Annotated in this window: 17 protein-coding genes, 2 pseudogenes and 1 riboswitch; of the genes and pseudogenes, 12 read left to right on the forward strand and 7 right to left on the reverse strand. The window is 63.0% G+C overall.

Annotation, left to right across the window (positions count from 1 at the left end):
- Positions 1-10: 10 nt before the first annotated feature.
- The 6 genes from K675_RS0122985 (at position 11) to K675_RS0123010 (ending at position 10,356) form a co-directional block, all read left to right on the forward strand.
- Positions 11-3,190, forward strand: coding sequence for an efflux RND transporter permease subunit (locus K675_RS0122985; protein ID WP_017905815.1), 3,180 nt, complete (start codon positions 11-13; stop codon positions 3,188-3,190).
- Positions 3,187-4,611, forward strand: a complete 1,425-nt coding sequence (locus K675_RS0122990; RefSeq protein WP_017905816.1) for an efflux transporter outer membrane subunit — start codon at positions 3,187-3,189, stop codon at positions 4,609-4,611. The genes K675_RS0122985 and K675_RS0122990 overlap by 4 nt, the downstream gene beginning before the upstream one ends.
- 351 nt (positions 4,612-4,962) lie before the next feature.
- A complete protein-coding gene (locus K675_RS0122995) occupies positions 4,963-5,862 on the forward strand; it encodes a bestrophin family protein (RefSeq protein ID WP_017905817.1) in 900 nt (299 codons plus the stop codon).
- Between the two features lie 78 nt (positions 5,863-5,940).
- A complete protein-coding gene (locus K675_RS0123000; RefSeq protein ID WP_017905818.1) occupies positions 5,941-6,993 on the forward strand; it encodes a tetratricopeptide repeat protein in 1,053 nt (350 codons plus the stop codon).
- A 190-nt stretch (positions 6,994-7,183) separates the two neighbouring features.
- On the forward strand, positions 7,184-8,686 hold the full coding sequence (locus K675_RS0123005; protein WP_017905819.1) for an ATPase domain-containing protein: 1,503 nt from the start codon (positions 7,184-7,186) through the stop codon (positions 8,684-8,686).
- Positions 8,687-8,688: 2 nt separating this feature from the next.
- Positions 8,689-10,356, forward strand: coding sequence for an ATP-binding protein (locus K675_RS0123010; protein ID WP_017905820.1), 1,668 nt, complete (start codon positions 8,689-8,691; stop codon positions 10,354-10,356).
- Position 10,357: 1 nt separating this feature from the next.
- Here the strand turns inward: K675_RS0123010 and K675_RS0123015 are convergent, their stop codons facing one another.
- From K675_RS0123015 to K675_RS34260, 6 genes and pseudogenes are all read right to left on the reverse strand, one after another.
- A complete protein-coding gene (locus K675_RS0123015; protein ID WP_017905821.1) occupies positions 10,358-10,735 on the reverse strand; it encodes a response regulator in 378 nt (125 codons plus the stop codon).
- Between the two features lie 64 nt (positions 10,736-10,799).
- Positions 10,800-11,993: a hybrid sensor histidine kinase/response regulator gene (locus K675_RS0123020; RefSeq protein ID WP_017905822.1), complete on the reverse strand. Its 1,194-nt coding sequence runs from the start codon at positions 11,991-11,993 to the stop codon at positions 10,800-10,802.
- The gene (locus tag K675_RS0123025; protein ID WP_017905823.1) at positions 11,987-12,592 is read right to left on the reverse strand and encodes a chemotaxis protein CheB; all 606 of its coding nucleotides are present in this window, start codon (positions 12,590-12,592) and stop codon (positions 11,987-11,989) included. Before K675_RS0123025 ends, K675_RS0123020 begins: the two co-directional genes overlap by 7 nt.
- Complete coding sequence (locus tag K675_RS0123030; protein WP_017905824.1) at positions 12,589-13,404, reverse strand: CheR family methyltransferase; 816 nt, start codon at positions 13,402-13,404, stop codon at positions 12,589-12,591. Before K675_RS0123030 ends, K675_RS0123025 begins: the two co-directional genes overlap by 4 nt.
- Positions 13,404-14,663 (reverse strand): annotated as a pseudogene (locus K675_RS34255) (response regulator); the annotation flags it as partial. The gene K675_RS0123030 and the pseudogene K675_RS34255, both read right to left, overlap by 1 nt.
- A gap of 71 nt (positions 14,664-14,734) precedes the next feature.
- A pseudogene (locus K675_RS34260) lies at positions 14,735-16,895 on the reverse strand (CHASE3 domain-containing protein); the annotation flags it as partial.
- 253 nt (positions 16,896-17,148) lie between these two features.
- On the opposite strand from K675_RS34260, the gene K675_RS0123040 reads away from it, so the two are divergent.
- From K675_RS0123040 to K675_RS0123065, 6 genes are all read left to right on the forward strand, one after another.
- Positions 17,149-17,505: a response regulator gene (locus tag K675_RS0123040; RefSeq protein WP_017905826.1), complete on the forward strand. Its 357-nt coding sequence runs from the start codon at positions 17,149-17,151 to the stop codon at positions 17,503-17,505.
- A gap of 134 nt (positions 17,506-17,639) precedes the next feature.
- A riboswitch (cobalamin riboswitch) is annotated at positions 17,640-17,862 on the forward strand.
- Between the two features lie 96 nt (positions 17,863-17,958).
- The gene (locus K675_RS0123045) at positions 17,959-18,144 is read left to right on the forward strand and encodes a CbtB domain-containing protein (RefSeq protein ID WP_017905827.1); all 186 of its coding nucleotides are present in this window, start codon (positions 17,959-17,961) and stop codon (positions 18,142-18,144) included.
- A gap of 23 nt (positions 18,145-18,167) precedes the next feature.
- Positions 18,168-18,878 carry a CbtA family protein gene (locus K675_RS0123050; RefSeq protein ID WP_017905828.1) on the forward strand — a complete coding sequence of 237 codons (711 nt, stop codon included), beginning with the start codon at positions 18,168-18,170 and terminating at the stop codon, positions 18,876-18,878.
- The gene (locus K675_RS0123055) at positions 18,875-19,300 is read left to right on the forward strand and encodes a cobalamin biosynthesis protein (protein WP_026145468.1); all 426 of its coding nucleotides are present in this window, start codon (positions 18,875-18,877) and stop codon (positions 19,298-19,300) included. The genes K675_RS0123050 and K675_RS0123055 overlap by 4 nt, the downstream gene beginning before the upstream one ends.
- A 133-nt stretch (positions 19,301-19,433) precedes the next feature.
- Entirely contained in the window at positions 19,434-20,180 is a 747-nt protein-coding gene (gene cobM / locus K675_RS0123060) for a precorrin-4 C(11)-methyltransferase (RefSeq protein WP_017905830.1), read from the forward strand.
- Between the two features lie 19 nt (positions 20,181-20,199).
- Complete coding sequence (locus K675_RS0123065) at positions 20,200-20,619, forward strand: NUDIX hydrolase (protein WP_017905831.1); 420 nt, start codon at positions 20,200-20,202, stop codon at positions 20,617-20,619.
- Positions 20,620-20,739: 120 nt separating this feature from the next.
- On the opposite strand, the gene nfuA is transcribed toward K675_RS0123065, so the two are convergent.
- Positions 20,740-21,324, reverse strand: a complete 585-nt coding sequence (gene nfuA / locus K675_RS0123070) for a Fe-S biogenesis protein NfuA (protein WP_017905832.1) — start codon at positions 21,322-21,324, stop codon at positions 20,740-20,742.
- Positions 21,325-21,768: the final 444 nt, after the last annotated feature.

Genomic DNA, 21,768 nt, shown 5'->3' on the forward strand with positions numbered 1-21,768 from the left:
GATACACACGATGAATTTTTCCCAGTTCTTCATATCAAGACCGATCTTCGCGGCCGTACTGTCGCTGTTGATCCTGATCGCCGGTGCGATCTCGCTGTTCCAGTTGCCGATCAGTGAATACCCGGAAGTGGTACCGCCGACCGTGGTCGTGCGCGCCAACTTCCCCGGCGCCAACCCCAAGGTGATCGGCGAAACCGTGGCCGCACCGCTGGAACAGGCGATCACCGGCGTCGAGAACATGCTCTACATGTCCTCGCAGTCCACCGCCGACGGCAAGCTGACCCTGACCATCACCTTCGCCCTGGGCACCGACCTGGACAACGCGCAGGTACAGGTGCAGAACCGCGTGACCCGCACCGAGCCCAAGCTGCCAGCCGAGGTGACCCGGATCGGTATCACCGTCGACAAGGCTTCGCCCGACCTGACCATGGTCGTGCACCTGACCTCGCCGGACCAGCGCTACGACATGCTCTACCTGTCCAACTACGCCCTGCTCAATATCAAGGATGAGCTGGCGCGCCTGGGCGGCGTGGGTGACGTGCAACTGTTCGGCATGGGCGACTACTCGTTGCGCGTCTGGCTCGACCCGAACAAGACCGCTTCGCGCAACCTGACCGCCACTGACGTGGTCAACGCCATCCGCGAGCAGAACCGCCAGGTCGCGGCCGGCCAGTTGGGCGCACCACCGGCACCGAATGCCACCAGCTTCCAGATGTCGATCAACGCCCAGGGCCGCCTGGTCACCGAGGAAGAGTTCGAGAACATCGTCATTCGTGCCGGCGACGATGGCGAGATCACTCGCCTGAAAGACATCGCCCGGGTCGAGCTCGGCTCCAGCCAGTACGCCCTGCGCTCGCTGCTGAACAACCAGCCGGCGGTGGCGATCCCGATCTTCCAGCGTCCGGGTTCCAATGCCATCGAGATTTCCAACGAAGTCCGGGCAAAAATGGAAGAACTGAAGAAGGATTTCCCCCAGGGCATGGACTACAGCATCGTCTATGACCCGACCATCTTCGTCCGCGGCTCCATCGAAGCGGTGATCCACACCCTGTTCGAAGCCCTGGTGCTGGTGGTTCTGGTGGTGATCCTGTTCCTGCAGACCTGGCGCGCCTCGATCATCCCGCTGGTGGCCGTACCGGTGTCGCTGATCGGTACCTTCGCGGTCATGCACGTGTTCGGCTTCTCGTTCAACGCCCTGTCGCTGTTCGGCCTGGTACTGGCGATCGGTATCGTGGTGGACGACGCCATCGTCGTGGTGGAAAACGTCGAGCGCAACATCGGCCTGGGCCTGAACCCGGTGGAAGCCACCAAGCGCGCCATGCGCGAGGTGACCGGCCCGATCATCGCCACGGCGCTGGTGCTCTGTGCGGTGTTCGTCCCGGCGGCGTTCATCTCCGGCCTGACCGGCCAGTTCTACAAGCAGTTCGCCCTGACCATCGCCATCTCGACCGTGATTTCGGCGTTCAACTCGCTGACCCTGTCACCGGCCCTGGCCGCGGTACTGCTCAAGGACCACCATGCGCCCAAGGACCGTTTCTCCAAGGTGCTCGACGCGCTGCTCGGTGGCTGGCTGTTCCGTCCGTTCAACCGCTTCTTCGACCGTGCCAGCCATGGCTACGTCGGCGCCGTCGCCCGGGTCATCCGCGTCAGCGGCGTGGCGCTGGTCCTCTACGCCGGCCTGATCGTGCTGACCTGGCTCGGTTTCTCGACCACCCCGACCGGCTTCGTGCCCGGCCAGGACAAGCAGTACCTGGTGGCCTTCGCCCAACTGCCGGACGCCGCCAGCCTGGACCGCACCGAAGACGTGATCAAGCGCATGTCCGACCTGGCCCTGAAACAGCCGGGCGTGGAAAGCGCGGTGGCCTTCCCCGGCCTGTCGATCAACGGCTTCACCAACAGCCCGAACGCCGGCATCGTGTTCGTCACCCTCAAGCCGTTCGACGAACGCAAGGACCCGAGTGAATCGGCCGGCGCCATCGCCGGTGCCCTGAATGGCAAGTTCGCCGGGATCCAGGAAGCCTACATGGCGATCTTCCCGCCGCCGCCGGTACAAGGCCTGGGCACCATCGGCGGTTTCCGCCTGCAGATCGAGGACCGGGGTAACCTGGGCTACGACGAGCTGTACAAGGAAACCATGAACATCATCGCCAAGAGCCGCAGCGTGCCGGAACTGGCGAACCTGTTCACCAGCTACACCGTCAACGTGCCGCAGGTCGATGCCGCCATCGACCGCGAAAAGGCCAAGACCCACGGCGTGGCCGTCAGCGACATCTTCGACACCCTGCAGATCTACCTGGGTTCGCTGTATGCCAACGACTTCAACCGCTTCGGTCGCACCTATCAGGTCAACGTCCAGGCCGAACAGCAGTTCCGCCTCGAATCCGACCAGATCGGCCAGTTGAAAGTGCGCAACAACAAGGGCGAGATGATTCCGTTGGCGACCTTCATCAAGGTCAGCGACACCTCGGGGCCGGACCGCGTGATGCACTACAACGGCTTCATCACCGCCGAGATCAACGGTGCCGCGGCCCCGGGCTACAGCTCAGGCCAGGCCCAGGCGGCGATCGAGAAACTGCTCAAGGAAGAACTGCCCAACGGCATGACCTACGAGTGGACCGACCTCACCTACCAGCAGATTCTCTCGGGCAACACCGCGTTGCTGGTATTCCCGCTCTGCGTTCTGCTGGCGTTCCTGGTGCTGGCGGCCCTGTATGAAAGCTGGAGCCTGCCGCTGGCGGTGATCCTGATCGTCCCGATGACCCTGCTGTCGGCGATTGCCGGGGTGATTCTGTCCGGTGGCGACAACAACATCTTCACCCAGATCGGCCTGATCGTACTGGTGGGCCTGGCGTGCAAGAACGCGATCCTCATCGTCGAGTTCGCCAAGGACAAGCAGGAAGAAGGCCTCGACCCGCTGGCTGCGGTACTGGAAGCCTGCCGCCTGCGTCTGCGGCCGATCCTGATGACCTCGGTGGCGTTCATCATGGGCGTGGTACCCCTGGTGTTCTCCAGCGGTGCCGGTGCCGAGATGCGGCATGCCATGGGCGTGGCAGTGTTCTCCGGGATGCTCGGCGTGACCTTCTTCGGTCTGCTGCTGACCCCTGTGTTCTATGTATTGATCCGCCGCTTTGTCGAGCGTGGTGAAGCTCGCAAGGCTGCCCGGGCCCTCAAGCTGGAGGCGCAACAATGAGCAGTATGAAGGCCTTTCTCCCGAGCCTGCTGGTACTGGCGCTGAGCGCCTGTGCCGTCGGCCCGGACTACAAGACACCCGACACCCCGGCGGCGAAGATCAGCGCCGCCAGCGATGACAGCGCCGATCGCAAGAATTTCGACCGTGCGCGCTTCGAGGGTGTCTGGTGGCAACAGTTCGACGATCCGACCCTCAACCAACTGGTCACCCAGTCGCTGAGCGGCAACCGTGACCTGCGTGTCGCCTTCGCCCGCCTGAAGGCGGCGCGGGCGATCCGCGACGACGTCAGCGATGACGCGATGCCGACCATCACCAGTCGCGCCAGCGCCAACCTCGGCAAGGGCCAGGTGCCGGGCCAGACCGAGAGCCGGGTCAACAGCGAGCGCTACGATCTGGGGCTGGACATGGCCTGGGAGGTCGACCTGTTCGGCCGTATCCAGCGCAACCTGGAAGCCGCCGACGCCGATCAACAAGCGGCGGAGGCCGATCTGTACCAGTTGCAGGTGACCCTGATCGCCGAGCTGGTCGATGCCTACGGGCAACTGCGTGGCGCACAACTGCGGGAAAAGATCGCCCTGGCCAACCTGAAGAACCAGCAGGAGTCCAAAGGCATCACCGAAAGCCTGCGTGATGCCGGTGTGGGCGACCAGCTCGACGTGGTCCGTGCCGACGCCCGCCTGGCGGCGGTCGAAGCCAGCGTGCCACAACTGCAGGCCGAACAGGCCCGGCAGAAGAACCGTATCGCCACCCTGCTCGGCGAGCGTCCGGACAGCTTGACGGTGGACCTGAGCCCCAAGGATATGCCGGCGATTTCCAAGGCCCTGGCCATCGGCAATCCAGGTGACCTGCTGCAACGCCGCCCGGACATTCTCAGTGCCGAACGCAAGCTGGCCGCCGCCACCGCCCGGATCGGCGTGGCCAAGGCCGATCTGTTCCCACGGGTCAGTCTCAGCGGCTTTCTCGGCTTCACCGCCGGGCGTGGCTCGCAGATCGGTTCGTCGGCGGCCAACGCCTGGGCCCTGGGCCCGAGCATCACCTGGCCGGCGTTCAATCTGGGCAGCGTACGGGCCCGCCTGCGCGGTGCCAATGCCGAGGCCGAAGGCGCCCTGGCGACCTACGAGCAGCAGGTGCTGCTGGCCCTGGAAGAGTCGCAGAACGCTTTCACCGACTACGGCAAGCGCCAGCAGCGGCTGATCTCGCTGATTCGCCAGAGCGAATCGAGCCGTGCCGCCGCCGACCTGGCTACGATCCGCTATCGCGAAGGCAGCGTGGACTTTCTGGTGCTGCTTGATGCCCAGCGCGAACGGCTGGCGGCGGAAGACAGCCAGGCCCAGGCCGAAGTCGACCTGTATCGCGGCATCGTGGCGATCTACAAGGCATTGGGCGGCGGTTTCACTCCGCAGACCGTCGCCAGCAACTGATTCAACTCTCCCGGACTGGATGCCCCTCCGATCCTCTTGTGCCCCGCTGCCGTTCGGTTGCGGGGCTTTTTTTGCCAGGAAGGACACACCCCTGTAGGAGCCGGCTTGCTGGCGATCCGCCGAAGGCGGCCATTGAGCAGCCTGTGGCGACGGATGCATCGCCATCGCCAGCAAGCCGGCTCCTACAGGGGCGCACCTGCCTGCTGATCGCCGTTTGATAATGAAAACCGGCGTGCCACAGAGTCTTGATAGACCCTGTCGATCACGCCGTCAGACAAAGCAATTGGACAAGCCCCTGCCGGACTTCTAGTCTTCGCCTGCATAACCCCGCGCTGCAAGCAGTCCCGTCCGATGATCGTCCGCCCCAAGCCGAACCTGATCGCCATCCTGTTTTCCCTCAAGGGTTCCATCGCCCGTCGCATTGCCTGGCGCTGCCTGGTGGTCACCCTCCTCGCCGCCGCCATCGTGCTGGTCGAAACCGCCCACCCGGAGTTCTTCTCCAAGGTCAACGCCACGCCGTTCACCCTGCTCGGCCTGTCGCTGTCGATCTTCATGAGCTTCCGCAACAACGCCTGCTATGACCGCTGGTGGGAAGGCCGCAAGCAATTGGGCCAGATGATCATCGATATCCGCTCGCTGATCCGTGAAAGCCAGGTCCTGGGCGACGAGCCACAGCGTACCGCCCTGCTGCGCGAACTCTGTGGCTTCGCCCATGGCCTGATCGCCCGCCTGCGCCGGGAAGACGAACGCCAGGCCATGCGGCCTTGGCAGCAGGAGGTGCCAAGCCCCGACCATCCGAATGCCACCGACCAGTTGCTGCAAGGCATCGGCGCCCGTTGTCAGGCCCTCGCGCAACAAGGGCTGATCAGCGAGTGGCGCTACACCGTGTTCGCCGGGCTGCTGACCAGCCTCAGCCAGGTCCAGGCCAGTTGCGAGCGGATCAAGCTGACGCCGCTGCCCTTCCCCTACAACCTGCTGCTGCACCGCACCATCTACCTGTTCTGCATCCTCCTGCCCTTCGCCATGGCCGAGCCGCTGGGTTGGCTGACGCCGGTGTTCACCGCCATCGTCAGCTACACCTTCCTCGGCCTGGACGAGATTGGCGACGACCTGGAGGACCCGTTCGGCTTCGATGAAAACGACCTGCCCTGCAGCGCGATCCTGCGCACCGTGGAACGGGAGATCCTGGCCAGCCTCGGCCATCGCGACCTGCCGCCAGCCTTGCAGCCGGTGGAATACGTCCTCAACTGAGCCCCGGGGTTTGACTCCGGGACGCGGCTGACCGAAGCTGGCAGCCTCACGAAAAGCTCGCCAGCTCACGGACCCTGCATGACGAAGCCCCGCCGCTACCTGCTGATCAGCCTGTTGTCAGTGCTCGCCCTCGGATTCATCTGGCACAAGTTGCCCGGCAAGCTGGCCGCCCCCCAGGCGCCGCACGTCAACTACGGCCAGGCGCTCAAGCAGGCACATAACGGCCTGCCGGGCGCAGCGCGGGTGCTATACCAGCAATTGGCGCGCACCGACCTGTCGGATATCCGTCGGGCGGCCTTGCATGCCGAGTTGCCCAACTACCCCAGCCCCCGGGCACTGAAGCTGGCCGACGCGGACCTGCAGAGCCCCTCGGCACTGGTGCGCGAGGCGGCGATCCAGAGCATTGTCGGGCTTGTTCCCGGAGCCCAGCGCGCCCTGCTGCTCGGGCCCGTGCTGGAGGACAGCGAACAGGAAGTGCGCTTCGCCGCGGCCAATGCCATGCTCGGCCTTTCGCCGGACGACCAGGGGCTGTATTTCGGCCCGCTGCAGCAGGTGGTCGATGAGTATGAGCGCACCCTCAAGGCCCAGCCGGAAAGCGCCGAGGCGCAGTTCCAACTGGCCCGGCTGTACCTGCACGAGGGCCAGTTGGACGAGGCCCAGCAATCCCTGGAGCGCATCTCGCAACTGGAACCGAACAACCTCAAGGCGGTGGTCGCCCAGGTCGAGTTGCTGGACAAGCGCAACCAGCCAGAGCAGGCACGACAGTTACTGGCCAGGCAACTGGAGGTGCAGCCACAGTCGGCCTACCTGCAACATGCCCTGGGCGTCTGGCTGCTGCATCATGGGCAGAGCGAATACGCCCTGCTCAGCCTGGCCAAGGCGGTCGAGCTGGAGCCGGACAATACCGAGTACCGCTTCAAGCTCGCCACCACCCTGCACGATCTCGATCAGCTCGAGGCAGCCCAGCGTCAGCTGGAAGAACTGGTGCAACGCCATCCGGCCAATCGCAAGGCCCGCGTGCTGCTGATCAGCTACTGGAAGGAAAGCGGGCAGTTGCAGAACGTGCAGATCCTGCTGGCCCAGCTGGAGCAGCAGAATCCGGATGATCCGGCGTTGCAGCAAGGATTGTAGGCGCCACGCTCTTGTAGGAGCAGGATTTACCGAGGCGTCGGACCGCCGCGAATAGCGTGCTCAGGTCTTGCGCACCATCATGGAGTCTCCCGCAAGGGCACTGCAGCTGCCGGATACGCTGCTGAAACAGGGAACCCTGGCCCAGGCCCATGGTCCAGTAAAACAACCACCCGTCAAAAGAGCTCTGGAATTGACTACACCCTCTGCCCCCAGTACTCCCAAGGCCAATACTGGTATCGAAGGCCTGGATGACATTCTTTCCGGCGGCCTGTCCCGAGGTCATGTATTCCTGCTCGAGGGCGAACCCGGCACCGGCAAGACCACCGTGGCCCTACAGTTCCTCCTGGCCGGTGCCGCCGCGGGCGAACGCTCGCTGTACATCACCCTCTCGGAAACCGCCGAGGAACTGCGCCAGGGCGCGAGTTCCCATGGCTGGTCGCTGGATGAGCACATCGAAATCTTCGAACTGACGCCCCCGGAAAACCTGCTCGATACCGAGCACCAGCAGAGCCTGCTGTACTCCTCGGACCTGGAACTGGGCGAGGCGACCCGACAGATCTTCGAGGCGATCGAACGGGTCAAGCCGACCCGCGTGGTGCTCGACAGCCTCTCCGAGATCCGCCTGCTGGCGCAGAGTTCGCTGCGCTACCGTCGGCAGATCCTGGCGATCAAGCATTACTTCGTGCGCTACGACGCCACGGTTCTGCTGCTCGACGACCTGACCAACGAATCCCTCGACAAGACCGTGCACAGCATTGCCCACGGAGTGGTCCGACTCGAGGAACTGGCGCCCAACTACGGTGCCGAGCGACGCCGGGTCCGGGTGATCAAGTATCGGGGGCAGAAATACCGGGGTGGCTACCATGATTTCACTATCAGCAACGTCGGCGTCCATGTGTTCCCCCGCCTGGTGGCGGCGGAGCACCGCGGCGAATACCTGCGCCAACAACTGAGCAGTGGCATCAGCGAAATGGACGCGCTGCTCGGTGGTGGTATCGAGACCGGTTCCAGCACGCTGATTCTCGGCCCGGCCGGTACCGGCAAGACGCTGATCGCGATGATCTTCGCGGCGGCGGCGGTGGCCCGTGGCGAAAAGGCCGCCCTGTTCATCTTCGACGAGGAACTGGGACTGCTGTACGAGCGCATGCGCAACATCGGCATCGATCTCGCCGCACTGCGGGCCACCGGCAACCTGTGGATCGAACAGCTCGACGCCGCCGAGCTGTCGCCCGGGGAGTTCTCCCATCGGGTCCGCCGCTGCGTGGACGGGGGCAATATAAAGACGGTGGTGATCGACAGCGTCAACGGCTACCAGGCGGCCATGCCGGAAGAGAACGCGCTGATCCTGCACATGCACGAGCTGCTGCTATACCTCAACCGCCGCGGCGCGGCGACCTTCATGACCGTCGCCCAACATGGGCTGGTTGGCGACATGCAGGCCCCCGTGGAGATCACCTACCTGGCCGACACGGTCATCCTGCTGCGCTACTTCGAGGCCTTGGGCAAGGTTCGCCGGGCGATATCGATCATCAAGAAACGTACCGGCTCCCATGAATCGACCATCCGCGAATACCGCATCAGCCCACGCGGCATGACCATCGGCGAGCCGCTGGAGGCTTTTCAGGGCGTGCTGCGCGGGGTGCCGACCTACCTGGGCGAGAACATACCGCTGCTGCAGGACGAAGACCTGTGAGGATGCGGGACGAGGTTTCCGAACGGGCGATCATTCTCGCGCCCTGGGGACGAGACAACCAGATTGCCCGGATGATCCTCGAGCAGGCCGGCTTGAAGGGTACCATCACCGGCGACCTGCCATCGCTGTGTGGCGAGTTGGAACTGGGTGTCGGCTTGCTGATCATCGCCGTCGAGGCCTTGCAGGCGATAGACCTCGACCCGTTGCTGCGGCACCTGCAGGAGCAACCGGCCTGGTCGGATCTGCCGATCATTCTGCTGACCCACCATGGCGGCCCGGAACGCCCCGCCTTCACCCACCTCGGCAGCGAGCTGGGGAATGTCACACTGCTCGAACGCCCCTTTCATCCCGTCACCCTGATCAGCCTGGTGACCTCCGCCATTCGCGGCCGAAGGCGGCAATACGAGGCGCGCGACCGGCTGCTCGATCTGAGCCAGAGCGAATTGCGCCTCAAGGAAACCCTGGAGACCCTTGAACAGCAGGTCGAGGAACGCACCGCGCAATTGCGCCACAATGAAGAGGCGCTACGCCAGTCACAGAAAATGGAAGCGGTCGGCCAGTTGACCGGCGGCATCGCCCACGACTTCAACAACATGCTCACCGGTATCATCGGCAGCCTGGAACTGCTCAAGCGCCGGCTGGCGCGCGGGCGCCTGGAGGATCTGGAAAGCCTGATCGATCTCGGCGTGACCTCGGCCAACCGCGCCGCCGGCCTGACCCATCGACTGCTGGCATTCTCCCGGCGCCAGTCGCTGGACTCCAAGCCGGTGAAACTGAACGACCTGGTCAAGTCCATGAGCGAGTTGCTCGATCGCAGCCTGGACGAAAGCATCGAACTGCGCATGAACCTGGCCGATGCGCTGTGGATCGCCGAGGCCGACCCCAATCAGTTGGAAAGCGCCCTGCTCAACCTGGTGCTCAACGCCCGCGATGCCATGCCGGATGGCGGCCAGTTGCTGGTCAGTACTTCGAACCAGACGCTGGATCTGGCCTTTACCCAGACCCAGGGCCATCTGGAACCTGGCGACTATGTGCTGCTGCAGGTTCGCGACACCGGCTGCGGCATGCCGGAGAACATCATCAACCGGGCATTCGATCCGTTCTTCACCACCAAGCCGATCGGCCAGGGCACCGGCCTTGGCCTATCGATGATCTACGGCTTCAGCAAGCAGTCCCATGGACACGTGTCCATCGACAGTCAGATTGGCCAGGGCACCTCGGTCAATCTCTACCTGCCGCGCTACAAGGGCGAGCCGACGTGCCAGGACGATTCGTTGCAATTGCTGCCGGCTTCCCATGCCGCGGAAGGCGAAACCGTGCTGATCGTCGAGGATGACCCGGCGGTGCGGGTACTGGTGCGTGACGTACTGGGTGAGCTGGGCTACCACTTCGTCGAGGCGGCGGACGCCAACGCGGCGATGCTGGTACTCGAGTCCGGCCAGCGCATCGACCTGCTGATCAGCGATGTCGGCCTGCCAGGCATGAACGGCCGGCAACTGGCGGAAATCGGCCGGCAATTGCGCCCCGGACTGAAGGTGCTGTTCATCACCGGCTATGCCGAACACGCGGCGGTGCGCGGCGGCTTCCTCGATCCGGGCATGCAGATGATCACCAAGCCCTTCAACCTTGACCTGCTCACGGCCAGGGTGCGGGAAATGCTCAACGCCTGAGTCAGGCCAGCAGGCGCTGGATCTGCTCCTGCAGGGTATCGAGGTCGAACGGCTTGGCCAGAATCGGTGCCTTGCGGGTGATCGGACTGTCCGTTTCGAGGATCTCCGCCGGATAGCCGCTGATGAAGATCACCTTCAGGTCCGGACGCAGCCTGATCGCCGGCTCGGCAATGTCGACCCCGGAAATCCCGCCGGGCAGCCGGAAGTCCGTGACCATCAGGTCCAGGTTGGGCTTGGTCGCCAGAATCTCGAACGCCTGCTCGCCGTTTTCGGCCTGCAGTACCCGGTAGCCCACGCTGGACAGGTAGGCCGACAACACCATCAGGATCGACGGGTCGTCCTCGACGATCAGGACGACGTCTTGTGCATCTTCACTCATGGAAAACCTTCATTCTCGAAATTCTGCCAATACGACCACCGGCTCGCCTGGAGGTTGCGTCGGTTCAGCGGTTTTCCTGTAACGGCAGGTGAACGCAAAAGGTTGAGCCCTCCCCCAACCGGCTGTTGACCGTGATGCTGCCACCATGGGCGGCGACGATCTGCTCGGAAATGAACAGACCCAATCCCAGCCCGGCGACCGCATGAGCCGCGGAGACCCGTTCGAACTGCTGGAAGATGCGCTTCTGGTTCTCCTCGCTGATGCCGATGCCGCGATCACGGACCTCGATGCAGGCCTGGTCGCCCCGGGTATACACCCGAACATCGATCGGGCTTTTCGCACCATAGCGCACGGCGTTGGTCAGCAGGTTGGAAACCACCTGTTCGATACGGAACTCGTCCCAGTTGCCGAGCACCGGCCCGCTCGTCTCGAAGTCGAGGGTCGATTCGGCAGCCTGGGCCTGGGGAGCGAAGCCTTCCAGCAGCTTGCTCACCAGTTGCGACAGGTCGAAGCGGCTCGGTCGGATCGACAGCTTGCCGGTACGGATACGGGACACGTCGAGCATGTCCTCGATCAGCCGGATCAGGCTCTGGATCTGCCGCTCGTCGCGCTCGACCATGGCATTCATCTTGTCGAGGGTGAAGGCCGCGGCGTTGTTGCGGGCCAGGTGCATCTTGCGCAACTGGGTCTCGAGGATCAGCCCATTGAGTGGCGTGCGGACCTCGTGGGAGACGATCGACATGAAGTCGTCACGCATGCGCACCGCGCGCTGCAGTTCCTCCTGGGTCGCCTGCAGCTCGCGCAGCAGCGCCTCCTGCTCGCGCCGGCTCTGCTCCAGGGCCTCGACCTGCTGCTTCATGGCCTTGCTCTGGCGGTACAGGTCGACGAAGACGTTGACCTTGCTCTTCACCGCATGGGTGTCCAGCGGCTTGTAGAGAAAGTCCACCGCGCCGCTTTCATACCCTTTGAAGGCATAGTTGAGCTCACGCCCGCCGGCGCTGACGAAGACGATGGGAATGTTCTTGGTCTTTTCCGTGCCGCGCATCAGTTCGGCCAGCTCGAAACCGTTCATGCCGGGCATCTGCACATCGAGAATGGCCATGGCGAACTCATGCTGCAACAACAGCGACAGGGCCTCATCGGCGCTATGGGCCTTGTAGACGACGCGATCCTCACGTTTGATCAGCGCTTCCAGCGCCAACAGATTTTCCGGCAGATCGTCGACGATCAGCAGTTTGGCCTGGATAGTAGTTAGCATGCGATTCGTTCCAGCTCGGCAAGCAGGCGGCCAATGCCGCGAAGAGGGAGTATGTAATCGGGAGTATGCAGCGCCAGGGCTGCCTCGGGCATGGTGGCCACCCGCGCCTCGCGTGGGTCCTGCACCATCGTCAGGCCACCACGGACCTTGACCTGGGCCAGCCCGGCGGCCCCATCCTGGTTGGCGCCGGTCAATAGCACCGCCAGCAGCCGCGAGCCATAGGCGTCGGCGGCCGATTCGAACAGGTAGTCGATGGAGGGACGCGAATGGTGTATGCGCGCCTCGCAACTGAAGGAGAACGTGCGATCCTGCTCCACCGACAGGTGATAGCCGGGCGCCGCGAAGTACAGCGTGCCGGGGCTGATCGGTTCCTTGTCGGCGGGCTCCCTGACCGGCATCGCCACACGCCGGGCGAACACTTCGGCCAGGTGGCTCTGGCGCTCCTCGGGCAGGTGCAGCACGACGATGATCGGCAGGCCGAAACCGCTCGGCAACTCGCCGAACACCGTCAGCAACGCCTCGACACCGCCAGCCGAGGCCCCCATCGCTATGGCCTCGACACGCTGTCGCCGGGTGAACTCCAGGGCCAGTCTGTTCATAGCTTGCGATAGATCCGCTCTTGCTTGACCAAGGTCTCGAACTGCTTGCCAAAGGAAGAGAACTCCAGGGTTTCCTTGTTGCCCAGCACCAGGAACCCCCGATGGCAGAGCGACTCATGGAACAATCCAAAGGCTCTATCCTGAAGTTTTTTGTTGAAATAAATCAATACGTTACGACATGAAATTAATTGAGTTTCGGAAAACACGCTATCGGTGGCCAGGCTGTGATCGGCGAAGGTCACGTTCTCGCGCAGCGTCTTGTCGAAAATCGCGTAGCCATAGGCAGCCGTGTAGTACTCGGAAAACTCCCGCAGCCCACCCGCCAACTGATAGTTACGGGTATAGGCGCGCATGTTGTCCAGGGAAAAGATCCCCTGCTTGGCCTTTTCCAGGGAGCTGGGATTGATATCGGTGGCGTAGATGATGGTGCGCTCGAGCAGACCCTCTTCGCGCAGCAGGATCGCCATCGAGTAAACCTCTTCCCCCGTGCTGCAACCGGCCACCCAGATCTTGATCGACGGATAGGTCCTCAGCAGTGGCACCACCTCCTGGCGAATCGCCAGGAAATGGCTGGGGTCGCGAAACATCTCGCTGACCGGGATGGTCAGGAACTGCAGCAGTTGCATGAAGGCCGTCGGGTCGTGCAGTACCCGCTCCTGCAACGCGGAAACCGTTACGCAGTCGAACTGGCGCAGGGCATGAACGAGCCGGCGCTTGATCGACGCGCCAGAGTAATCGCGAAAATCGTAGCTGTACTTGAGGTAGATCGCCTCGATCAACAGGCGTATTTCAATATCGATATTCTGCTGCACTAGATCCTTTCCATTTTCGGCAACCACACGCGAATCAGCGAGAACAGGCGGTCGAGGTCGATCGGCTTGGCCAGGTAATCGTTGGCGCCGGCCTGCAGGCAACGCTCCTGGTCATCCTTCATCGCCTTGGCCGTCACCGCGATGATCGGCAGCTTGCGCCAGCGCGGATCCTTGCGAATTTCGACGGTGGCTTCATAACCATCCATTTCCGGCATCATCACGTCCATCAACACCAGGTCGATATCCTCGACTTCATTGAGCCGCTCGATCGCCTCGCGGCCGTTACGGCCGATCTCGACCACGGCCCCCTTGTGTTCCAGGGCGCTGGTCAGGGCGAAGATGTTGCGCACGTCATCGTCCACCAGCAGGATCCTGCGGCCCTCGAAGACCTTGTCGCGGCTGCGGGCGGTCTTGAGCATGCGTTGACGTTCATGGGACAACTGCGATTCGACTTTGTGCAGAAACAATGTCACTTCGTCGAGCAGGCGCTCCGGCGAGCGGGCGCCCTTGATGATGATCGAGCGCGAATACTTGCGCAGGTCGGCCTCTTCGTCGCGGGTCAGGTTGCGTCCGGTGTAGACGATCACCGGCGGGAACGAGCGGATCTGGTCGGTGGACATCCGCTTGAGCAGCTCGTTGCCGAGCATGTCCGGTAGCTTGAGGTCGATGATCATGCAGTCGTAGACATTCTCGCGCAGCAGGTCCAGAGCCTCCTGAGCCAACCCCACCGCGGTGATCTGGATGTCGTCATCGCCGATCAGTCGGGCGATGCTGTCACGCTGCAGGTCGTCGTCCTCGACCAGCAGGACGCGCTTGACCTTCTGGGTCAGCTTGGCCTCGAGCCGGGAGAACACCTCCTTGAGTTCCTCGCGGGTGGTCGGCTTGACCGCGTAGCCCATGGCGCCCATGTGCATGGCGGTTTCGACGCGGTCCTCGACGGAAATCACGTGCACCGGGATGTGCCGGGTCGACGGCTGTTCCTTGAGACGCTGCAGCACGGTCAGGCCGGAGTGATCGGGCAGGCGCATGTCCAGCAGGATCGCATCCGGAATGAACTGCGCCGCCAACCCGAAGCCCTCGTCGGCACCGTGGGCAACCAGGCACTGGTAGCCCAGTTCATGGGCCAGGTCGTAGAGGATCTGGGCGAAGCTCGGCTCATCCTCGATTACCAGGATGCTGCGGGTGGTGAAGGGAGCCTTGTCACGATCGTCGGCGAAACGCTCGATCGGCGTCTCGACCACCGCCAGCGGCTCGACACCGGCGTTGGCCGCCATGATCGACGGCATGTGGGGCGGCACCGGCGCCTGCGCGACCTCGCTGGTGGCCATGGTGTACTCGCGCGGCAGCGCCAGGGTGAACACACTGCCCCGACCCGGTTCACTGACAACGCTGATCGAACCACCGAGCAGCGCCGCCAGGTCGCGGGAAATCGACAGGCCCAGGCCGGTACCGCCGTAGCGCCGGTTGGTGGTGCCATCGGCCTGGTGGAAGGCTTCGAAGATGCTTTCCTGCTGCTCGGCGGCAATGCCGATACCGGTGTCGCGCACATTGAAGACGATGCCGACGCCGGGCCGGCTGGACACGGTCAGGTTGACATGACCCTGTTCGGTGAACTTCAGCGCGTTCGACAGCAGGTTCTTGAGCACCTGCTCCAGACGCTGGCGATCGGTGAACAGCATCTCGGGCGCGCCCTCCTCGATCACCACGCTGAAGCCCAGGCCCTTGTCGTTCGCCAGCGGCAGGAACAGGTTGTCCAGGCCTTCCACCAGACGTGCCACGCTGGTGTTCTCCGGGCGCACCTCGAGCTTGCCCGCCTCGACCTTGGCGATATCGAGAATGTCGTTGATCAGGTTGAGCAGATCATTGCCGGCGGAATAGATCGACTCGGCGAACTTGACCTGCTCCTCGGTGAGATTCTCCTGGGGGTTCTCCGCCAGCAGCTTGGCCAGGATCAGGGAACTGTTGAGCGGCGTGCGCAGTTCGTGGGACATGTTGGCGAGGAATTCGGACTTGTACTTGCTCGAACGCTGCAACTGTTCGGCCCGCTCTTCCAGCTCGATCTGGGCCAGGTTCAGTTCGCTGTTCTTGCGGTCCAGCGCGTCGCGCTGTTCAGCCAGGGCCGTGGCCTGCTCGGCCAACTGCTCATTGCTCTGCTCCAGCTCGGTCTGCTGGGTCTCCAGGTGCACCTGGGACTCCTTGAGCACCCGGGATTGCTCCTCCAGTTCCTCGTTGGCGGTCTTGAGTTCCTCCTGCTGGACCTGCAACTCCTCGTTGAGTTGCTGGGTCTCGGCCAACACCTCCTGCAGCCGCTGGCGATAACGGGCGGCCTCGACGGAAGTGCCGATACTGCCGGCAATCAGCTCCAGCAACTCGATATCGCGCTCGACGAGCTCACGCAGGAAGCCCAGTTCGATCACGCCATTGACCCGCCCATCGTCGCGAGTCGGTACCACCACCACGTGGCGCGGCAAACCTTCGCCGAGACCGGAACTGACCTTGAAGTAATCCTCCGGAAGCTCGTCGAGACGAATCAGGCGGTCTTCGGTGGCGGCCTGGCCCACAATACCTTCGCCGGTGAAGACCTCGACCCGCTGCTGTTCCTGCTCGCGGGACAAGCCATAGGTGGCGATACGCCGGAAACCGCCATGCTCCTCGCGGACATACAAGGCACCCACGGCACTGCCCAGGTACTGGGCGCAGAACTGCAGAATATTGCGCCCCAGCGGGCTCAGACCCAACTGGCCGAGCATTTGCGAGGACAGTTCATTCTGGCCGCCACGCAGCCAGGCCTGCTTTTCAAGGCGCTCGGAACTTCTGAGCTGTGACTCGAGGTTTTTACCGTAACTAACTGAAAGATTTAGCAAATCTTTCCTGCCAACATAGGCCAGGAGCGCACTCAGGCCCAGCACGAAGACCAGATAGGCTGCGATGCTCCAGATGGTGGTGCGCCGGACATCGTCATTGCGGGCCAGACGCAGCTGCTGCTCGGTGGCGATGGCGTTGGCATATTCACTGCGGATCTCGTCGGTCAGGCGCTTGCCACGCCCGGCCTTGATCGCTTCGCGATAGTCGCCCTTGCTGCGCTGCAGATCGATCATCGATTGCGCATAGTCGGTCCAGGCCCCTTGCAGGGCCTCGATGCGCCTGAAGCGATCGACCTGCTGCGGGTTGTCCGCCACCAACTGCTGCAAGCCACGCAATTCGGCGATGATCTTCGGCCTGGCGACTTCATAAGGGTCGAGGAAGTGCTCGTCGCCGGTGATCAGGAAACCGCGCATGCCGGTTTCCAGGTCGACCGACAGCGTCATCACCTCGTTGACGTTGTTGATCACCCGGTCCGTGTGCTGCACCCACTGGATCACCGAGAGCAGGTAGCTGATCAGGGAAACGAAGAACACGGCACTGAGCACACCCACTCCAAGCGGTAGACTGATGTTGCGACTCAGTATTTTGCGAAAGCTGCTCTCATCAACCGAAGACGGTGAATTCATTTCGGGCCCCGGAGGAAGTCTTGAAAACCAAGGAGTTTGACGTAATTTTGCAAAAAAAGGATCCATTTTTCTCACAGCGTAGAAGGCATTTTCTTGCCTCGCACTGCCCAGCATCGATCAGAACCGCTATCCTGCTACCTTATACAGCAAAATATTTTTGTATAAGAAATAGAACTTGTGGCAATTGGCCGCTTACCAATACAAGAGACAGGTATCTTCCTGTCCCCGTTTCCACTTTTTTGGGATCCCCCTTATGTGCGCAGCCAGCTCAACCATCCTGGTCGTCGAAGACGACGCCATTGTCCGCATGCTGATTGTCGATGTGCTGGAGGAACTGGATTTCAAGGTGCTGGAGGCCAGTGGCAGCGAAAGGGCCCTGGAGTTCCTCAATGATCCAGCAACCCCCATCGACCTGCTGATGACCGACGTCGGGCTGCCCGACATGGATGGTCGCGACCTGGCGAGCACCGCACGGCAGGTCCGCCCGGGGCTCTCGGTGCTGTTCGCCAGCGGCTATGCCGAAAGCATCGAGGTACCCGCCGGCATGCAAGTGATCGGCAAGCCGTTTTCGATCGATCAACTGAGAGACAAGATCAAAAAGATAATTTAACTAATTGTTTTCAGTGAATATTTTTATCCTAGAAACTACTTTAAGTTGAGTTTCTGACCGTCGCCATCGCTGCCTCCACCCGACTCGGCGTGCCACAGGCGGCGTCAGTTGACGCACCGGTAGACGGCGTGTTTTCCTATTCGCCTGTTCTGGGTGCCCCTCACAGGGTGAAACGGGAAACCGGTGCGTCGGCGGATGCTTCATCACGCCAGACAAGTCCGGTGCTGCCCCCGCAACGGTAAGCGAGAGAGCGTCAGATCCACTGTGCCATGCGGCATGGGAAGGTGATGCTGGAAGGTTCGAGCCATGATCGAGCCCCTCGCGAGCCCGGAGACCGGCCCGGAAAAATCGAATAACAAACCTGCGGTGGGCAGGCGCTGTTGAAACCTCCGGGCCCGGCCCGTCGAGGTGTTCCGCACGTGGCCGCCTGCTGAAAACCCAGAGGGAAGCGCCATGTCCATCACTACCGCCAGCCATTCCGGCACCGTCGCATCGACCCGCAGCCAACGCCTCGCCGCCGCCCTCGGCGCCAGCATGCTCGGCGTGTTGCTGGTGTACTTCGCCGGGTTCTCGCACATCGACGCGGTCCATAACGCCGCCCACGATACACGCCACAGCGCTGCCTTCCCGTGCCACTGAGTCGTGCCTCCGAGAATCCTGCCATGATCAAGCGTATTTCCCAAACCGCCGGTTTCAGCGGACTGCTCGCCGCCCTGTTGCTCACCCTGCTGCAAAGCTTCTGGGTCGCGCCCTTGATTCTCGAAGCGGAAACCTACGAGAAGGCCCCGGCCGTCGAAGCCCATGAACACAGCGGTGCCGCCATGGTCGGCCACAGCCACGAAGGCCATGATGAAGAAGCGTGGGAGCCGGAAGATGGCTGGCAGCGCGTGCTGTCCACCACCGGTGGCAACCTGGTAGTGGCGGTCGGTTTCGCCCTGATGCTCGCTGGCCTCTATACCCTGCGCACCCCCCATCGCACCTCCCAGGGACTGCTCTGGGGCCTGGCCGGCTACGCCACCTTCTGTCTGGCCCCGACCCTCGGCCTGCCGCCGGAACTGCCCGGCACCGCGGCGGCGGACCTGCTGCAACGGCAGATCTGGTGGGCCAGCACGGCCGCCTCCACTGCCGTGGCCATCGCCCTGCTGGTGTTCGGCCGGCATTGGCTGCTCAAGCTGCTGGGGGTGGCCATTGTCGTGGTGCCCCACGTGATCGGTGCGCCACAACCGGACGTGCATTCCAGCTTGGCACCAGAAGCACTGGAGGCGCAGTTCAGAATCGCCTCGCAACTGACCAACGCGGTGTTCTGGCTGGCCCTGGGCTCGATCAGTGCCTGGCTGTTCCGCCGCAAAAACGACGTCCAGCACCCGGCATGACAATGCCCCCGGCGCAGCCGGCCCTGGCGGCCGGATTCGGTTGCCGGCAAGGCTGTGCGGCGTCGGTCCTGCGGCAGTTGCTGGAAAGTGCCCTGCAGGCCCATCGCCTCGACCTCGCGGCAGTCACCGGCCTGGCCAGTATCGATGGGAAACGCCATGAGCCGGGATTGCTTGAGCTCGCTCGACAGCTGCAACTGCCACTGGTGTTCTTCAATAGCACGGCGCTGCAACCTTACGAGTCGCGCCTGAGTCATCGTTCCAGCCTGACTTTCGCCCATACCGGCTGCCACGGCGTCGCCGAAAGTGCCGCCCTGGCCCTGGCCGAACAACAGGGACAGCCCCCGGCAAGCCTGCTGATTTCACGCCAGAAGCACCCGCAGGCGACCTTCGCACTGGCCTGGACCGGGCAAAACCCTGGATAATCCCCTTTTCCTGCATGAGCGCTGTTCATGTGAGCCAAGGATTCACAGCCAAACCCACCCGGCGAGCCGCGCGTGCGCTCGACGCGAAACCGGCTCCCACGGAACCTGGCGCGCAGCCCGTTCAGAGAAGCTTATGACCGTTTATTTCATCGGTGCCGGCCCCGGCGATCCGGAACTCATTACCGTCAAGGGCCAGCGCCTGATGCGCAGTTGCCCGGTGATCATCTATGCCGGTTCACTGGTACCGGCGGCCGTACTGGAGGGCCACGGCGCCAGCCAGGTGATCAACAGCGCCGAGCTGCACCTGGACCAGATCATCGAGCTGATCAAGGCGGCCGATGCCCGTGGCCAGGACGTGGCCCGGGTGCATTCCGGCGACCCCTCGCTGTACGGCGCCATCGGCGAGCAGATCCGTCACCTGCGCGAGCTGGGCATCGCCCATGAAATCATCCCCGGCGTCACCGCCACCGCCGCCTGCGCCGCCCTGCTCGGTGCCGAACTGACGCTGCCGGATGTCTCCCAAAGCGTGATCCTGACCCGCTACGCCGACAAAACCACGATGCCCGCCGGCGAGGCGCTGGGCGACCTGGCTCGGCACAAGGCGACCATGGCGATTCACCTGGGCGTCAATCACCTGACGAAGATCGTTACCGAGTTGCTGCCCCACTACGGCGCGGACTGCCCGATCGCGGTGATCCACCGCGCGACCTGGCCCGACCAGGACTGGGTACAGGGCACTCTGGCGGACATCCAGGCCAAGGTCGAAGCCAAGGGGTTTCGACGCACGGCGCTGATCCTGGTGGGACGGGTGCTGGGCAGCGATCATTTCAGCGAATCGTCGCTGTACCGGGCGGGGCATGCCCACCTGTATCGACCCTGAGCAGGCGGAGGAAAGACCGATGTCCGAACGAGCGTTCTCCGGAGCCAAGCTGGCACTGCTCTGCGGCGAGCAGTTGCTGACCTATCTGCGCGATATGAAGGACGGCATCCCCTACCCCGGCCACTGGGACTTTGCCGGCGGTGGCCGTGAAGGCGAGGAAAGCCCGAGCGAATGCGCACTGAGAGAACTGGACGAGGAGTTTTCCCTGTGCCTTGGCGCTGAAAGGATCGAATGGGCACGGCGCTATCCCAGCGTCACCCAGCCGGGCAGCCACTCGTGGTTCCTGGTGGGGCAACTGGGCCCGGCGGAGATCGAGGCGATCCGTTTTGGCGATGAGGGGCAATACTGGCGGATGATGCCGATTGCCGAGTACCTTGAGCACCCATTGGGCGTGCCGTATCTGCAGGAGCGGTTGCGCGATTACCTGCGGGATCGGTAGCGGCCTGGAGGACGCATTCGCGGGCAAGCACCCACACCGCAAATCTCGCGCGCATGAAAAACGGTGCTCACGGGCACCGTTTTTTTGCGACTCAAGGCAGCGAACGCCCTGCTACCGGACTCAGTAGTAGGCGTTTTCTTTCTGCGTATGGTCGGTCACATCACGCACACCCTTGAGCTCGGGAATGCGTTCGAGCAAGGTACGCTCGATCCCTTCCTTCAAGGTCACGTCCGCCTGACCACAGCCCTGGCAACCGCCGCCGAACTGCAGCACGGCGATGCCGTCGTCGACCACGTCGATCAGGCTGACCTGGCCACCGTGGCTGGCCAGCCCCGGATTGATTTCGGTCTGCAGGTAGTAGTTGATGCGCTCGTTGATCGGGCTGTCGGCATTGACCATCGGTACCTTGGCGTTCGGAGCCTTGATGGTCAACTGGCCGCCCATGCGGTCGGTGGCGTAGTCGACCACCGCGTCATCGAGGAACGCCTCGCTGAACGAATCGATCCACGCGGTGAAGCTTTTCAGCCCCAGCGCGGTGTCCTCGGGCTTTTCCTCGCCGGGCTTGCAGTAGGCAATGCAGGTCTCGGCGTATTGGGTTCCCGGCTGGGTAATGAAGATGCGGATGCCGATCCCTGGAGTGTTCTGCTTCGACAGCAGGTCCGCCAGATAGTCGTGGGCGGCATCGGTAATGGTTATGGCGCTCATGGAATCTCCTCACAGATTGCTGTCAGTCTACGCCAAATCGCGCCACTCGACAAAGTCCTAGTATTTTTGTCGGAATAGCACGCCAAGCTTTACGCCGAAACCTGACGGGCTTTGACACTGGGCCCGGGTCTGATACCGGACCTGACACTGGTACTGACACTGACACTAACACTGGTACTGGTACTGGTACTAACACTGGTACTGGTACTGGTACTGGTACTAACACTGGTACTAACACTGGTACTGGTACTGGCACTGGCACTGGCACTGGCACTGGCACTGGCACTGGCATTGGCACTGACACTGGTACTGGCACTGACACTGGTACTGGCACTGGCACTGGACCTGTGGCGAGCGGGCTTGCCCGCGCTGGGCCGCAAAGCGGCCCCAAACCCGGGCGGCGCGATGCGCCAGGCATATCGAGGTCATCGGCTTTACGACTGC

The sequence above is a fragment of the Pseudomonas fuscovaginae SE-1 genome (assembly GCF_000364705.1).
GTDB classification, from domain to species: Bacteria; Pseudomonadota; Gammaproteobacteria; order Pseudomonadales; family Pseudomonadaceae; genus Aquipseudomonas; species Aquipseudomonas fuscovaginae_A.

What these genes read in the sequence shown, in the direction of transcription:
- K675_RS0123050 (WP_017905828.1), top strand. Translation starts at nt 18,168, where the DNA reads ATGATCAAGCGTATTTCCCAAACCGCCGGTTTCAGCGGACTGCTCGCC.
- K675_RS0123045 (WP_017905827.1), top strand. Translation starts at nt 17,959, where the DNA reads ATGTCCATCACTACCGCCAGCCATTCCGGCACCGTCGCATCGACCCGC.
- K675_RS0122990 (WP_017905816.1), top strand. Translation starts at nt 3,187, where the DNA reads ATGAGCAGTATGAAGGCCTTTCTCCCGAGCCTGCTGGTACTGGCGCTG.
- K675_RS0122985 (WP_017905815.1), top strand. Translation starts at nt 11, where the DNA reads ATGAATTTTTCCCAGTTCTTCATATCAAGACCGATCTTCGCGGCCGTA.
- K675_RS0122995 (WP_017905817.1), top strand. Translation starts at nt 4,963, where the DNA reads ATGATCGTCCGCCCCAAGCCGAACCTGATCGCCATCCTGTTTTCCCTC.
- K675_RS0123065 (WP_017905831.1), top strand. Translation starts at nt 20,200, where the DNA reads ATGTCCGAACGAGCGTTCTCCGGAGCCAAGCTGGCACTGCTCTGCGGC.
- K675_RS0123000 (WP_017905818.1), top strand. Translation starts at nt 5,941, where the DNA reads ATGACGAAGCCCCGCCGCTACCTGCTGATCAGCCTGTTGTCAGTGCTC.
- K675_RS0123020 (WP_017905822.1), bottom strand. Translation starts at nt 11,993, where the DNA reads ATGCTAACTACTATCCAGGCCAAACTGCTGATCGTCGACGATCTGCCG.
- K675_RS0123015 (WP_017905821.1), bottom strand. Translation starts at nt 10,735, where the DNA reads ATGAGTGAAGATGCACAAGACGTCGTCCTGATCGTCGAGGACGACCCG.
- nfuA (WP_017905832.1), bottom strand. Translation starts at nt 21,324, where the DNA reads ATGAGCGCCATAACCATTACCGATGCCGCCCACGACTATCTGGCGGAC.
- K675_RS0123040 (WP_017905826.1), top strand. Translation starts at nt 17,149, where the DNA reads ATGTGCGCAGCCAGCTCAACCATCCTGGTCGTCGAAGACGACGCCATT.
- K675_RS0123010 (WP_017905820.1), top strand. Translation starts at nt 8,689, where the DNA reads ATGCGGGACGAGGTTTCCGAACGGGCGATCATTCTCGCGCCCTGGGGA.
- cobM (WP_017905830.1), top strand. Translation starts at nt 19,434, where the DNA reads ATGACCGTTTATTTCATCGGTGCCGGCCCCGGCGATCCGGAACTCATT.
- K675_RS0123055 (WP_026145468.1), top strand. Translation starts at nt 18,875, where the DNA reads ATGACAATGCCCCCGGCGCAGCCGGCCCTGGCGGCCGGATTCGGTTGC.
- K675_RS0123025 (WP_017905823.1), bottom strand. Translation starts at nt 12,592, where the DNA reads ATGAACAGACTGGCCCTGGAGTTCACCCGGCGACAGCGTGTCGAGGCC.